This window comes from Cypionkella sp., assembly GCF_036782355.1.
Taxonomy (GTDB): Bacteria; Pseudomonadota; Alphaproteobacteria; order Rhodobacterales; family Rhodobacteraceae; genus Cypionkella.
In genome coordinates this window covers 24,984-39,707 of the sequence record NZ_DAIPZF010000001.1, presented here as the reverse complement: position 1 = coordinate 39,707, position 14,724 = coordinate 24,984, and the positions used below count along the sequence as shown (strand labels likewise).

Annotated in this window: 15 protein-coding genes; 3 read left to right on the top strand and 12 right to left on the bottom strand. The window is 57.9% G+C overall.

All coding sequences use genetic code 11. The annotated features are described in order from the left end of the window. Positions 1 to 134 precede the first annotated feature (134 nt). From V7Q10_RS00185 to V7Q10_RS00140, 10 genes are all read right to left on the bottom strand, one after another. Positions 135 to 1,388, bottom strand: coding sequence for an NAD(P)/FAD-dependent oxidoreductase (locus V7Q10_RS00185; RefSeq protein WP_333867007.1), 1,254 nt, complete (start codon positions 1,386 to 1,388; stop codon positions 135 to 137). Between the two features lie 55 nt (positions 1,389 to 1,443). Next, positions 1,444 to 2,469, bottom strand: a complete 1,026-nt coding sequence (locus tag V7Q10_RS00180) for a c-type cytochrome (protein WP_333867006.1) — start codon at positions 2,467 to 2,469, stop codon at positions 1,444 to 1,446. Further along, on the bottom strand, positions 2,453 to 3,733 hold the full coding sequence (gene soxC, locus V7Q10_RS00175; protein ID WP_333867005.1) for a sulfite dehydrogenase: 1,281 nt from the start codon (positions 3,731 to 3,733) through the stop codon (positions 2,453 to 2,455). The genes V7Q10_RS00180 and soxC overlap by 17 nt, the downstream gene beginning before the upstream one ends. A gap of 42 nt (positions 3,734 to 3,775) precedes the next feature. Beyond that, on the bottom strand, positions 3,776 to 5,467 hold the full coding sequence (soxB, locus tag V7Q10_RS00170; RefSeq protein WP_333867004.1) for a thiosulfohydrolase SoxB: 1,692 nt from the start codon (positions 5,465 to 5,467) through the stop codon (positions 3,776 to 3,778). A gap of 108 nt (positions 5,468 to 5,575) precedes the next feature. Then, a complete protein-coding gene (gene soxA, locus V7Q10_RS00165; RefSeq protein WP_333867003.1) occupies positions 5,576 to 6,439 on the bottom strand; it encodes a sulfur oxidation c-type cytochrome SoxA in 864 nt (287 codons plus the stop codon). A gap of 63 nt (positions 6,440 to 6,502) precedes the next feature. Further along, a complete protein-coding gene (soxZ, locus tag V7Q10_RS00160; RefSeq protein WP_333867002.1) occupies positions 6,503 to 6,829 on the bottom strand; it encodes a thiosulfate oxidation carrier complex protein SoxZ in 327 nt (108 codons plus the stop codon). 23 nt (positions 6,830 to 6,852) lie between these two features. Further along, positions 6,853 to 7,272, bottom strand: a complete 420-nt coding sequence (gene soxY / locus V7Q10_RS00155) for a thiosulfate oxidation carrier protein SoxY (protein ID WP_333867001.1) — start codon at positions 7,270 to 7,272, stop codon at positions 6,853 to 6,855. A gap of 31 nt (positions 7,273 to 7,303) precedes the next feature. Further along, positions 7,304 to 7,777: a sulfur oxidation c-type cytochrome SoxX gene (gene soxX / locus V7Q10_RS00150; RefSeq protein WP_333867000.1), complete on the bottom strand. Its 474-nt coding sequence runs from the start codon at positions 7,775 to 7,777 to the stop codon at positions 7,304 to 7,306. A gap of 90 nt (positions 7,778 to 7,867) precedes the next feature. Further along, entirely contained in the window at positions 7,868 to 8,428 is a 561-nt protein-coding gene (locus tag V7Q10_RS00145; RefSeq protein ID WP_333866999.1) for a thioredoxin family protein, read from the bottom strand. Between the two features lie 15 nt (positions 8,429 to 8,443). Further along, complete coding sequence (locus V7Q10_RS00140; protein WP_333866998.1) at positions 8,444 to 9,181, bottom strand: cytochrome c biogenesis CcdA family protein; 738 nt, start codon at positions 9,179 to 9,181, stop codon at positions 8,444 to 8,446. Between the two features lie 89 nt (positions 9,182 to 9,270). Here V7Q10_RS00140 and V7Q10_RS00135 point away from each other — a divergent pair, with 89 nt between their 5' ends. From V7Q10_RS00135 to V7Q10_RS00125, 3 genes are all read left to right on the top strand, one after another. Further along, a complete protein-coding gene (locus V7Q10_RS00135; protein ID WP_333866997.1) occupies positions 9,271 to 9,621 on the top strand; it encodes a thioredoxin family protein in 351 nt (116 codons plus the stop codon). A 133-nt stretch (positions 9,622 to 9,754) separates the two neighbouring features. Then, a complete protein-coding gene (locus V7Q10_RS00130) occupies positions 9,755 to 11,293 on the top strand; it encodes a CRTAC1 family protein (protein WP_333866996.1) in 1,539 nt (512 codons plus the stop codon). 3 nt (positions 11,294 to 11,296) lie between these two features. After that, the gene (locus V7Q10_RS00125) at positions 11,297 to 12,628 is read left to right on the top strand and encodes a cytochrome-c peroxidase (RefSeq protein ID WP_333866995.1); all 1,332 of its coding nucleotides are present in this window, start codon (positions 11,297 to 11,299) and stop codon (positions 12,626 to 12,628) included. Positions 12,629 to 12,631: 3 nt separating this feature from the next. Here V7Q10_RS00125 and V7Q10_RS00120 read toward each other — a convergent pair whose 3' ends face one another. Next, a complete protein-coding gene (locus V7Q10_RS00120) occupies positions 12,632 to 13,726 on the bottom strand; it encodes a flagellar basal body P-ring protein FlgI (protein WP_333866994.1) in 1,095 nt (364 codons plus the stop codon). Next, positions 13,723 to 14,724 carry a flagellin gene (locus tag V7Q10_RS00115; RefSeq protein WP_333866993.1) on the bottom strand — a complete coding sequence of 334 codons (1,002 nt, stop codon included), beginning with the start codon at positions 14,722 to 14,724 and terminating at the stop codon, positions 13,723 to 13,725. The genes V7Q10_RS00120 and V7Q10_RS00115 overlap by 4 nt, the downstream gene beginning before the upstream one ends.

The following is a 14,724-nucleotide window of genomic DNA, read 5'->3' as shown; positions in this document are numbered from 1 at the left end:
GGCGTTGTCTATAAATTCTTACTAAAATTAGACACAATTTGGCTCGATAAGCGCCACTAAGCTAAAAATCTTGGCCAATAAGACACAGATTAAGGCATAATTGTGGCAAGTGCCGCAGTCAGGCCCGTTGCGGCCTAGCCAAATATGTCAGTGGTGATCTGCTCGTACCAGCTTAGACCCTCGGCTGCGGTCTCACTGCGGGTCTGCGGGCTTTCATCAGGGGCGCTGATGATCAGACTATCAGATTGGAACTTTTCCGGCGTCGGATGAAAGCTTTCGCTTAGTTTCACTGCGTCATTGGGGGCCAAAAGCGACCAGCAAATGTTGGCATAGCTTGGGTCCGTGCGCGCAACGCCTGCCGCTTCGGCAAGCAGGGCGGCAGCGGCGGCATAGGCATGACCATGCGCAGCAAAGGCGGATTTTGGCATATCGCCCGCAGCGGCACTGTCGCCCAAGACATAGACCTGCGGATCTATCCGGCTTTGCAGGGTAAAGGCATCAACGGGGGCCCAGCCGCTGGCATCAGTCACGCCAGCAAGCGCTGCAATCCGGCCCGCCTGCTGGGCGGGAATGGCGTTGCAGACATCGACGGCCACGGTTTCGCCGTCGATCACGACCTCCATCGCTTCGGGGCGGATTTCCAGATCTTCCGCGCCAAAGTCGGGGCCGATCCAGCTGATCATGCCATTGTAATATTTGCCCCAAGCATTCTCGAACAGGGTCTGTTTGGTGAAATGATCCTTGGGATCAAAGATCAGGATTTTCGCGGTCGGATTGGTCTGTTTCAACCGATGCGCCAGCATCGAGACCCGCTCATAAGGCGACGGCGGGCAGCGATAGGGCGCAGGCGGCGCAATCATCGCAAAGACCCCGCCCTGTGGCATCGCGTCGATCTGATCGCGCAGCAGGCGGGTTTGGTCGGGGGATTTGAACGCATGCGGCATGATCTGCGCCGCCTCTGGTGTCCACCCCGGCAGCGCGCCCTCGACAAAATCGATGCCGGTTGACAGCACCAATCTGTCGTAGGCCAGCACCTCGCCCGACCCAAGCGTGACCGTCTTAGCCAAGCGATCAACCGCTGTGGCCGTTGTCTGCAAAATCTGTACACCCGCGCCTGCCAGCGCCTGATAGCCAAAGGTCAGGCTGTCAAAATCGCGCAGACCGCCAAGATAAAGGTTGGACAAAAAGCAGGTGTGATAGGCCGGATGCGGCTCGACCAAGCTGACCCGCAGCCCCGCTTTCGCCAACAGCCGCGCCATGGTGGCCCCACCAACACCACCACCGATCACCACCACATGCAGCCCAGCCTTGGCCTGCAACATCGGCGCGGACAGCCAAGCGGCCCCCGTCAATGCAGCCTTTAGAACATGGCGGCGGTCAAGCGGCATTGGTTTTGCATCCTATCGAAACCCTTGGGCGGCGCGCGGCCGCCCAAGGCTGAAATCATTGAGAAAAGCTGGAAAGATAGGCGATCAGCGCCGCGCGATCCTCTGGCTTTTTCAGACCGGCAAAAGACATCTTGTTCTTTGGAACAGCCGCCTTCGGATCAGCCAGATAAGCGTCAAGGCTGGCCTCATCCCAGATCAGCCCGGCGTCGCCTGCGGCCAACATCGCTGGCGAATACTTAAAGCCCTCGACGCTGCCCGCCTTATGGCCAACAACTCCGTTCAGCATCGGACCCGCGCCGTTTTTGGCGCCATCACCGACTTTGTGGCAGGCGGCGCATTTCTTGAACACCTTGGCCCCCGCCTCGATCATCGCAGGATCAATGGCGACAGGTTCAGGGGCGGCTGGTTCGGCGGCAACGGGTTCGGCCACCGCTTCGGCCTTGGCCGCGCCCTCGTCCGGCGTCACATCCAGCACCGAAGCATAGGCGGTGATTTCGACCTTATCCTTGCAGTTTTCCATGCAAGCCGGTTTTGAAAACTCGGCCAGCTCCACTGTGTCACGATTGTCGACAAAGAAGCCCTCGGCGTTGGGCATTTTGACCTCGCCAAAGTTTTCCTTCGACAGCACAAAATCTTCATCCACCAGATCGTTGGAATACAAGATATAGGCCAGAATCGCATAGACATCGTTCGGCTCTAGCGTCTGCGCATTGCCGTAGGGCATCGAGCGATGCACATAGTCAAAGGTGGTCGACAGATAGGGCCAATAGGAGCCTACGGTTTTCAAAGGGTCGGTATCGGCCAAAGTGCCCTGACCACCGGCCAGCTTTGGCCAGTTGTCGACGCCCTCGGCAAATTCGCCGTGGCAAACCGCGCAACGCTCGGAAAACAGATCCTCGCCGGTGGTCACATCGCCCGAGCCTTCGGGCAAGCCTTGGCCATCGGGGCGCACATCATGGTTCCATGCGGCGATTTCCTCGGGCAAAGCGGCGCGGCCCAGACCGATCTTTTCCGCAAAGGCGGGGGCGGTCAAAGCAGTGGCCAGCGTCAAACCTAATAGAAGTTCAGGAAATTTCGACATTCTCGGCCTCCCCGTTCGACTTGACCCACCAAGTCTGAATGCAATTGTTGTGATAGACCGAATTCAGGCCGCGAATGGCACGCAGCGCGGCCTTTGTCGGCTGCACATAGCCGGTGCTGTCGGTGGCGCGCGATTGCAGCAGCATTTCCGACCCGTCCCAGACATGATCGAAATAGAACCGATGCAGTGCCTTGTCGCTGGCCTGCGGCGCAAGCCGTGCCTCATGCCAGGTTTTGCCGCCGTCCACCGTCACATCGACCCGCGTGATAGACCCGCGACCCGACCAAGCCAAACCTGTGATCACAAGCGGCCCAGTGCCATGTTTGATCGGCATTTGCGGGCTGGGCGAGGTGACCACGGATTTCGCATCCATCACCCATGTCCATTTGCGCGCCGAACCATCGGCCATGGTGTCGGTGTATTTCGAGGTTTCTTCGCGGGTTTCCCAAGGCTGATCACCGACTTCGATGCGGCGCAGCCATTTGACCCACATATTGCCTTCCCAGCCGGGCACCACCAAGCGCACCGGATAGCCATGCTCTTTGCGCAGAGCCTCGCCATTGGCTTTGAAGGCAACAAGGCAATCGTCCAGCGCCTTTTCCATCGGAATCGAGCGGCCGTTCGACGAGGCGTCGGCACCTTCGACCAAGATCCACTTGCCCTCGGGCTGCACGCCCGCCTCTTCCAGCAACAGCCGCAGCGGGATGCCGGTATATTCCATGTTATGGATCATGCCATGGGTAAACTGCGAGCCGTTCAGCTGCGCGCCGGCCCATTCCATGCCGGTATTGGCGGCACATTCCAGAAAATGCACCCGGCTTTCGCGCGGAAAGCGTTCCAGATCGGCATAGGTGAACACAAGCGGCGTATCGACCAAGCCATTGATCATAAGCCGATAATCATCCTTCGACAGCTCGATCGCGCCAGAGTGGTGGCGCTCAAACCCGCAGCCCTGCGGCGTGATGGTGCCATCCAGCGCATGGATCGGGGTAAAGTTGATCGACGAGGTCACATCCGCCGTCAGCCAAGGCACGTTGCGCCGAACAACGTCGGTTTCAAAGCGGATCGGCAGGCCATAGGGCGTGGCATCGACGCCATCGCCAAAGCTTTGCGCCCAAGGCTGCACTGTGGTGATCAGCGGGTCAGGCGTCTGCGCCATGCCGGCGCCGCCGGTCACCGCCAGCGCCGAACCCGCAACGCTTGCCCGCAAAAACCCACGGCGCGTGGTGCCGAAGTCTGCGGTGTCAGTTGGTTTTTCCGTCATGGGGTCTTTCTCCTTCACGGGACTTTTCCTGTGGGTGCGGGCTTACGCGCCCGTCACCACAACCGAGGTATTTGGCGTGATTTTCACCGTGCCGATTTTGCGGATATGGCTTTCCAGAACGTCCCAGATTTGCGGGCCTTCGGTGCCTTCGTTGACGCTGGCCCAGCCTGCGACCGTATAGGATTTGCTGGCATCAATGCCTTCGCCGGTGGCCAGCAGGGTCATATTGCTGATCCGCTTGCCAATAGGTTTTGAGACATCAATATGATAGCCAAGCCCCCCAACCCGCACCATATCGCCACCCTGCTGGTAATAGGGGTCGGTGTTGAACAGGTTGTCGGCGACATCTTCCAGAATGGTGTTGATGGTCTCGCCGGTCATCTCGGTGCGGTAGACCTGACCATAAGTCATTGATGTGGCGTTGTGAATCGCCTCACGCGTGATCGCTTCTCCCGGCATCACCGAAGGCCCCCAGCGCACGCCGGGCGACATGGCGATCTGCGCATCGCGTTCCGAGCGCACCGCGTCACAGATCAGATCATCCCACGTGCCGTTAAAGTTGCCGCGGCGATAGAGCAGGCTTTCGGTGGTGCCAATCTCTTCTTCCAGCTGCGCCTTGAAGGGTTCGCGTTCGCCATCAATCAGCGCCGCCATCTCGGCATCCGGTGTGATCACATCGGCAAAAATCGGGATCAGCTTGTGGCGAAAGCCCATCATGCGGCCATCGCGCACATCCAGATCGACGCGGCTGACAAATTTGCCGTTCGACCCCGAGGCGATCAGAATGGTTTGCCCCACCAAAACAGGTTCAGGAATCGCGTCATGGGTGTGGCCGGTCAGGATCACATCAATGCCCTGCACTTGGGCTGCCATCTTTTGGTCGACGTCAAAGCCGTTGTGCGACAGGCAGACCACCAGATCGACACCCTTGGCGCGCAGCTCGTCGACCATCTCTTGCATCCGCTCTTGGCGAATACCGAACGAATATTCAGGAAACATCCACTTCGGGTTGGCAATCGGCATATAGGGGAAGGCCTGACCGATCACGCCAACCTTAACGCCACCCTTTTCAAAGATCTTATAGGGTTCAAACGCGGGTTCATCCCATTCAGAATCAAAGATATTCGCGCCCAAGAACGGGAAGGGCAGTGCATCGACGATCTCTTTGACGCGCTCGGTGCCATAGGTCCATTCCCAATGGCTGGTCATCGCCTCGACGCCCAGTTTGTTCATCACATTGACCATGTCCTGACCCTTGGTCAAAAGCGAGGTCATCGAGCCATGCCAAGTGTCGCCCCCATCCAGCAAAATGCTGTCAGGCCGCGCGGCGCGGATAGATTTCACCACGGTCGCCACGCGGTCCATGCCGCCCATCTTGCCATAGGTTTTGCCCAGAGCGGTAAAGTCGTCATGGGTCAGTGCATAGGCTTCGGGCGAGCCTTTGGTCAGATTGAACATCTTAATAAAATCGGCGCCGGTCACATGCGGCGGTTTGCCGTGGGCATCGCCAACACCGATGTTGATTTCAGGTTCGCGAAACCAGATCGGCTTTAGCTGCGCGTGAATATCGGTGATATGGATCAGCGTCACATTGCCAAAATCATCAAACTGCAACAGCTGATCTTGGGTCAGCGCCTGTTGCGCCGCAAGGCGCGACCAGTTGCCGATGCCAGAGGCACCCCAGATCGCAGATGCGGCAACAGAGGCCTGCAAAAACTCGCGGCGCGAAATCATTGGTCTTCTCCATATCAAACCGTCTGGCATCTCGCGCGCAAGGTCGGCGCGGATGTGTCGGCCGCAGCCGAGGGTTTGGCGCGAGGCTTGCCCCGCGCCAAAGATCAATCAGGGGCGAACGCCCACACCTTCAACCGAAAGCCCGTCGCCACGCGAGGCGACGTAAAGCTCTAGCGCGCGGAATTCGGCAGAGCCTTCTTTGAAGGTTTCCGCACGGGTATCGCGCACACAGCCTTTGAAACGCTGCTGAATCCCCACCAAACCGGCATCTTTCAGACGGTAAACCGGAAAGCCGCTCAACTGGCCTTGGCTAAGGTGGTCAGCGCGGATCATTTTGCCGTAGTTCTGCTCGTGGCAAGAGGCACAAGACAGCTCGAGCTGGCCAAAACGCGTGTAGTAAAGGTCTTTGCCCTTCTGCCACCAGTCTGCCGCCGCCCCGTCGATTGCCGGATGCACCAGCTCGCCACGACCGGCCATCGAAATAGCGGCGGTCATGTTTTTCATGTCGTTGCCGCTCCATTTCCACTCTTCCGCGCCCATATGGGTGGTGCGGCAGTTGTTCACGAAGTTCTCCATCGACCAAAGATCATCCCCAGCAGGATTCATCTTTGGCATGGTGGCGCGGGTGGCTTTCAGGCTGGCAATGTCTTCGTGACAAGAGGCACAAGATTTGCCTTCGGTGCCATCGACCGTGTTCCACATATCCATGCCCTGATCGACAAAGACCAAGGCAGGGTTCGAGAAATCGTCCATCTGCATGGTGCGTGTCTCGCCTTCGCGGAACAGCCAGCCCGACAGAACCTCGGGCAAGGCCCCGTCAAGCGAAGCCGCCGGAGCGGTGCGCGTCACGAGGGTGATTTCGTCGTTTACAACCAGATCGACGCCTTCAACGGCGTCGCAATAGGCCACGGTGCCGACCGAAACGGTCATTGCGGCGGCGGCGATTAAAGTTCTGCCTAGACGCAGACGCATTGTTATTCCTCCCTTTTGAAGACCCGCCGCCTGTGTGGCGATGGGTCAGTCCGCATATCCGCCTTAGGCGACTTCGATAGATTTCTTGTCCTCGTAGACCGATCCGTCATCATCATACCAAGTGAAGACGAATTCCCCTGCGGCATCGACTTTGACGTCGAATTCGAAATAGGGGTTGGTCGAAACCGCTGGATCAATCGCGATGTCGATCACGTTTGCGCCGTTAAAATCGCAGGTGAAGCGGTTGATGATCTCACGCGGGATCAGCTTGCCTTCGCCGTCCTTGCGCTGGCCGGATTCCATCGGGTGGCTGATCAAGGTTTTCAGCGTGACCACTTCACCGACAGCTGCCGATTTCGGAACTTTCACGCGGGGTTTGACGTCGTTCATAACTCTCTCCTTGCCAGACCCGATCAGCCGCCGCAGCCGCCGATGGTCACTTTTACGGTGGATTCGGCCTGTGCAAAGCTGCCGTCAGCCAGTTTGGCGATGGCGACAACCTTTTGCGTCTTGGCCAAACGAATGCGGGTGGCAGCGTTTTGCGAACCGGCCGCAGGACCAAAGTTAAAGGTCGCAACCGCCGGAGTGGGGTTGCCCGTGGCCAACAGCATGATCGCAGTGGCGCCCGGAGCGCTGACCGAAACCGGAACGGTATTGCCGTTTTCAGCGATTTCGGGCGCGGTCAGGGTCACGCCAGCGGTGCCAATCGCGGCCCCGCCGGTAAAGGCAGCGATGGCCTCGTCAGTCGCTTCGGCCCAAAGCGGCATCGGCAGCAAGCTTGCCGCGATCCCGCCAAAGCCCAACGCGAGGGCATCACGTCTTGAAAGTTTCATGGTTTTCTCCTCGTTCATTGTGGCGCCTGCCTCAGTCTTTCAGCGTCATCAGATAGGCGACGACGTCTTCGATCTGCTGGCCGTCCAAAATCGGTGGCAAATCCGCAGTCGGGGCTTTGCCGGTATAGGCATCGCCGGGGCGGACATAGCCGGTGGTCTTGTAGAAGGCAGGCATCACCGTGCCTTCAAAGGTCATTTTCGCATTGGCAACGATGCCGCGCAGCTGGGCTTGCGACCAACGGTCGGCCGCCCCATCCAAGGCTGGGCCGATGTTGCCTTGGAAGGCAGCCTCGGGCAGTGCGGTCACAACGTGACAGGCGACGCAGTTGCCCATCGCACGGCTGCCCATGATTTTTGCACCGGAAGCGGCATCGCCGGCGGTGCCGGTCAGGCTCGCCTCGATTGCGCCTTCGGCATAGCTAACGTCGGCTGGAGCCGTCTGGGCTGCGGCGGGTAGCGCCGCAAACGCGGCCAGCACCAAGCCGAGCATGACTTTGCTTTGCATTATTGTCCTCCCTGGTCTCTCCTGACTTTACGATAAGACAAGGAGGTCACTTGTAGCAATAAGTATATTTGTATCTTTGAATATTCTTTTTCAATTTCCAGCGTTGATCTGGCCTGCAAGGTATTTTTGAAACGGCTCGGACCCATCATAGCCGTGATCTTTGACCCATTGCAGCAGCGCGCGGGTGGTGCCTTTGCCAAAGGCCCCGGGCATCGAAACAACCGCTGCCTGTGTCGCAGTTTTATCGGCTGGCACCTCTTCGGGCAAAAAGATCAGCGTCGGGGTAAACATCACCCCCCAGCGCACCGCCATGTCTTTTTCCGCCAGAACTGTGCCGTCAAAATCCGTCACATCGACATCGCCGAACAGATTGATCTGAATGACAAAATAGTCATTTTTCAGCATCGCATCAATGGCCGGATCGGGAAAAACCTCTTCCTGCATTTTGGTGCAATAGATGCAGCCGCGCTGTTCAATCATGATCAAAAGCCGCTTGCCCTGCGCCGTCGCCTCGGCCAGATCTTCGCGCAGATCCTTGAAAGTTTCGTGCTGCCATTCCGTCTTGTGCAGGCCATCGTCGCCAAGCGTGACCGCGCCCGCAGGCAGGCCAAACCCCAAGATCAGCGCCAAAAAAAGAACCAAGCGTTTCATCAAAACCTCCCGAAATTATTGCAGCGTGCCGCTGAAATCAAAGTGACGGATCATAAAATCAGCCAGATAGCTGACCGAATTTGTCGCGATCAGCAGGGCAAAAACGATCAACATCGCGCCCATGATCTTTTCCACATAGCCAAGATATTTGCGATTGCGCCCGACCCAGCCCAAGAAGGGTTGGGCAAAAAACGCAGCAATCACAAAGGGCAGCGTCATCGCAAGCCCGTAGACCAGCAGCAGGCTCGCGCCGCGCCACAGATCGCCCATGCCACTGGCCACCATCAGAATCGCCGCCAAAGCCGGACCGACGCAGGGCGTCCAGCCAAAGCCAAAGGCCAGCCCCATGACATAGGACCCCACAATCCCCGAAGGCTGCGTCCCCGCATCCAGCCGCGCTTCGCGGTACAAAAACGCCACTTTGATCACGCCCAGAAAGTGCAGACCAAAGACCAGCAAAACCGTCGCCGCCACATAGGACAACGGCTGTTTCCACTGCAAAAACGCCTGCCCAAGCGCCGTTGCCCCAACGCCCAGCAGCATGAAAATCGTGGTGACTCCCAGCGAAAACGCAATCGCCGAAAAGATCAGCCGCCGCTGTGCGCCCGCTGCGATTCCGCCCTGCGCGCGCAGCTCTTGCATCGACAGACCTGCCATATAAGATAGATAAAACGGCACCATAGGCAGAATGCAGGGCGACAAAAACGACAGCAGACCCGCAATCGCAGCGCCGCCATAAGACATCTCGAACATAGGGACTCCGCAGGTTTGGCAGCTGGTAAAAACGCTTGCCTAAAAATCTGTATATATTACAATCTTTCTATATATTTTGAGAGCCGTCAATGAATCTGTTTCGCCTTATCACCTTGACGCTCTTGCTCGTCTGGCCAAACCTTGGGCGGGCTCAACTGCAATTGCTGATGTTTGAACAGCCTGGGTGCAGCTATTGCGCGCAATGGACCCGCGAGATTGGGCCTATTTACCCCAAAACCACCGAGGGCGAATCGGCGCCGCTACAAAAAATCGACATCCACGCGCCGCTGCCTGCTGGGCTTAACCTACGCTCGACCCCGATTTTCACGCCAACCTTTGTGCTTTTGAACAACAAAACCGAGGTCGGGCGGATCGAAGGCTATCCGGGGCAGGACTTTTTTTGGGGCCTGCTGGGCCAGCTTATCGCGAAAACGAAATAGGCCAAAACAAAACAGACAGTGGACGCAACCGGCAAAGCCTTGCTATCACTTGCAAACAGGCCAGTTTGGCCGCAGGTACCTTAGCCGGAGACAGCCTTTGCCGTTGATTAAAATCAAGCGTCTCGCATGGATCGTGACTTTCGCGACCCTGTCGGGGGCAGCCCTACCTGCCGCAGCCGAAGTCTCCTTTACCGATCGCTCCCAGGCGCTGCCACTGCGGCAAAGCTACGAGGGCGAATGGAATCACTACGTCGGCGGCGGTGTCGCAGTGTTGGATTGCAACGACGACGGCCTGCCAGATTTCTTTGCCGCAGGTGGTGCCGCGCCATCGCGGCTGTTTGTGAACACCTCGGAAAAAAGCGGTGATATCAGCTTTGCCGAGCATCCCATCGCGTCATTGTCCGAGGTGACCGGCGCCTATCCGATCGACATCGACGGTGATGACATTTTGGATCTGGTGGTGCTGCAAGACGGGCCAAACACCCTGCTGCGCGGCGAAGGTCAGTGTAATTTCACTGCTGCACCAACGGCTTGGGGTTTTCAGGCCGGCAGCGAATGGACGACCTCTTTCAGTGCAACTTTCGAGGCGGGGCAAAGCTGGCCGACGCTGGCCTTTGGCAATTATGTCGATGAAACCAACCCAGACGGTCCGTTTGAGGCCTGCGACAAGAACTATCTTCTGCGCCCCGCGGCCCGCAGCTTTGGCCCGCGCATCCCGCTTGAACCTGGGTTCTGCGCGCTTTCGATGCTGTTTTCTGATTGGCAGCGCAATGGGGTGCCCGATCTGCGGGTGTCGAATGACCGGCAATATTACGTTCGCAACGGGCGCGAACAGATGTGGCACATGACCCCGCTGGCCGAATATACCGAAGCCGAGGGCTGGCCGGTGATGAAACTTTGGGGCATGGGCATTGCCAGCCGAGATATCACCGGCGATGGGCTTCCCGAGGTGGTGTTAACCTCGATGGGTGACCAAACCTTGCAGCTGAATATGGGTAAAGGCGTGATGAAAAACGCGCCCTATGCCACCGGCACCTATTCCAGCGTGCCCTATAACGGCGATGATGGCCGCGCCTCGACAGGTTGGCACGCCGAGTTTGGCGATATCAACAATGATGGGCGTGACGATCTGTTCATCGCCAAAGGCAATGTCGAACAGATGCCCTCGAATGCCATTCACGATCCGAACAATCTGCTGATCCAGCAAGCTGACGGCAGTTTTGTGGAAAAAGGCGGCGTGACGGGGGTGGGCACGACGGAACGCTCGCGCGGGGCGGCTGTGGTGGATTTGAACAAAGATGGGCTGCTGGATCTGTTGGTCGTCAACCGCCGCGCGCCCTTGGAAATCTGGCAAAACACCACGGCAGAGGCAGGCCATTGGCTGGCGATTGATCTGCGCGACGCGGGCCCAAACAGCCGCGCGATTGGGGCTTTTGTCGAATTGCGCCTGCCCGATGGCCGAATTCAGACGCAAGAACATACGGTTGGCGGGGGGCATGCCTCGGGCGAGGCCAGCCCCTTGCACTTTGGGCTTGGCGCAGCAGAGCAGGTTGAACTGCGGGTGATCTGGCCCGATGGTCAGACCTCCGATTGGGCTCGGACAGCCACAAACCTTATATTGCGTGTCAGCCGCGACGCGCGCCCTACCCTTCTTTTGGCAGAGGAACCCTAAGTTATGCGCCTGAGATTCGTTACCCCGCTGCTGGTTTTAACGGCGACGATGGCCTTGGCCGAGGCTCCGGCGATTTCGCCGCTCAGCGATGCCGATTTCCCGCAGTTCTCGACGGCAGAAATCGCCTTGGGCCAAGCCCTGTTCTGGGATCGCGAGCTGTCGGGCAATCGCGGCATCTCCTGCGCCACTTGCCACCACCCCCGTTTCGGCACCTCGGATGGGGTTTCGCTGGATATTGGCGAGGGCGGGATTGGCCTGGGGCCGGATCGCAAAGCCGACCCCAAGAACTATCCCGAGCAACGCATACCGCGGAATGCACCAGCGCTGTGGAATGTTGGCGCGCATGGCTTTACCGTTTTGTTCGCTGATGGCCGAATCGAGGCGGATAGCAGCCGTGCAGGCGGGTTCCGCACGCCCTTGGAAGATGAAATGGTCACGGGATTTGCCTCTTTATTGTCGGCGCAGACCATGTTTCCAGTGCTGTCGAGCGATGAAATGGCAGGCCATTACGAGGAAAATGAAATTTCGACATTGGTGCGGCAGGGCCGCATCACTGGCCCCGATGGGGCTTGGGAAGCCATTGCCAGACGCATCGCAGCCATTCCAGCCTATGCCGCTGATTTTAAGTCTGTTTATCCAGAAATCAGCGCAGGCAGGCCTATACATTTCACCGATATTTCGAATGCCGTAGCGGCCTATATGACCTTTGATTTCCGCTCTGACGGTTCACCTTATGACGCCTTTCTGCGCGGTGAAGCGGCTCTGAGCGATCAAGCTGAAGCAGGGCGGGTGTTGTTTTACGGCAAAGCGGGCTGTGGCAATTGTCATTCAGGCGCCTTGCTGACCGATATGACATACCACGCAATGGGCGACCCACAGATTGGGCCGGGCAAAGCCGAGCGCTTTGAGCGTCACCAGCGCGATACTGGCCGAATGCGAGTCTCGAACAACCCCGCTGACGCCTATGCTTTCCGCACGCCGTCTTTGCGCAATGTCACGCTGACAGCACCCTATGGCCATGCCGGCAGCTACCGCGACCTTAGCGATTATCTGCGGCATCACATGGCTCCTGGATCTGGCTTGGCAGATTATGACCTAAGTCACGCGATTCTTCCCGCGATGGAGGTCGGCAAACCCGATTTGGCACCAGGCGAGGAAGCGTCGAACTATGCGGCGATTGCCAACGCGATCAAGGCTCCGGCAATCAGCCTTTCAGAACCGGAGTTTAACAGCATCATGGCCTTTCTGAAGGCACTTGAAGACCCATTGGCGGTGGCTGGCGGTCGCATGGGCATTCCAGACAGCGTCCCTTCAGGCTTGCCGATTGATCGCTAGGGGCTAGTTCACCACAAATTCGGCATGTAAGGCACCTGCGGCGTTAATGCTTTTCAGAATGTCGATCATGTCATGCGGGGCGACGCCCAAGGCGTTCAGCCCGGCGACCACTTCGGAAAGATTGGTGCCGCCCTGAACTTCGGCCAGCCCCGTGCCCGGCGCGTTCTGGATGCCAACTGATGATTGCGGCACCACGATGGTCTGGCCCTGCGAAAACGGGTTTGGTTGCACCACCACCGGCGTATCGTCGATCCGAAGCGTCAAATTGCCCTGCGCGACGGCGACGCGGCTGATTCTGACATCTTCGCCCATCACTATGGTGCCGGATCTCTGATCAACCACAACTCGCGCTTTCGATTCCGGCTCGATCGTTAAATTTTCCAACTGGCTGATCAAATGTGCTGGCGAGCGCCCATTTGTTTGCAAAAGCACAGTGCCCGCATCCAACATTTCCGCCGATTTTCGCCCGGTGGCCTTATTGATCACCGTCTCAATGCGCGCGGCGGTGGTGAAATCAGGCTCACGCAGGGCAAGACGCATCGATTGCAACTGGGTGAAATCAAATTCCACCTCACGCTCGACGCGCGCACCAGAGGGGATCATGCCCGCCGTTGGAACACCTTGAACCACTTTTGCGGTCTGCCCATCAGCCGAGACTCCGCCGGCAATGATCGCACCTTGGGCAACAGCATAAATCTTCCCGTCGGCCCCATTCAAAGGCGTCATGATCAAAGTGCCACCAAGCAGGCTTTTGGCATCCCCAATCGCAGAAACGGTGACGTCAATCTGGCCACCCGCACGCGCAAAAGGCGGCAAAGTGGCTGTTACAAAAACCGCGGCGACGTTTTTAGGCTGAAACGACTCGCCCGAGACATTGACGCCCAGCCGTTCTAGCAGATTGGACATGATTTCTTCGGTAAAAGGCGCATTTCGCAGTCCATCGCCACTGCCATTCAAGCCGACAACCAAGCCATAGCCGACCAAATCATTCGCACGCACCCCGTCAAATTCGACCAAATCCTTAATGCGAATTGGACCCGCGAACAGGAAAGTTGGCAGGCAGGCGATCAAAATCGCAAAGAAAAAAGCCCGTATCATAGGTAATCCAACAGACTAAGGTGCGACATGCGGGCCGTAAGGGCGTAAATGGTTTCCAGCTGTGTCTGGGTTTCTTGCAGTTTGGTTGCGGTGCTATAGGGGTCTACCGATGTCAGGTCATTGCGTGCGATCTGAAGCGCGCTTTCCTCGGAAGAATTGCGGGTTTCTGCGGCAGAAATTTGCGATTCGGTGACGCCCAGACGGGCAGAGAGTTCAAGCCGATGGCTCTGGCTTTGTAACAGATGCGTCCCCGCCGCTTCGGCCAATGATCTGCGCAAGTCTGGTTGAGCGGAAAACAGGCCGCGGCCCAACAAGGCCGCAAGCGCGATGCCGGTTAGCGTTTCGGTGATGGCAGGATCTTTTGCGGTGATATCAAGATTTGCGGTTTCGCCCGGAGCAATCGTCACAGGCTCTAGCGGCGCACCCCCGTTGTAGGCTTGCGTCGCAAAACCTGCGGGGTCCTGAAACCAATTTGAAACCGCAGCGATCACATCTTGCACCGAAGTTGCCCCCGCCGTTGCCGCATCAAGCGCGGTGAGAATGCTTTGCGACCCCGTCACGGGTACGATTGCAGTTTCCACGCCACCAAAGAGCGATCGCCCGCCGACGGCCACATTCAAGGCGGCGATGGTTGACTGAAAGATTTGCTGCGCCTCCCCCCCGACACCAGAAAGCTGTGCCGTTCCAGAGCCCGCAGAAACCGTCATCAGCGATTGGCGCAATTGCAGCGCCAAACTGTCAATTGTTTGCAGCCCCGCCTGCATCGTGGTGGTAAACAACCCTGCTTCTTGGGTTTGGGCCGTATAGCCTTTTATCCGCGCAAGCGAGGTATCGATGCCTGAAACAAGACTTAAATTTCCAGAAAACTTTTTCGCGATATCAATTGTTTGCCCCGTTGTCAGCTCGGTCGACAGGCGTTGCATCTCAGTTTTAAGACTGAGGTTTTTTGCGCGAAACGCGAAGGCGCTTGTCATATCGCCGACAGAGGTGGTGACCAT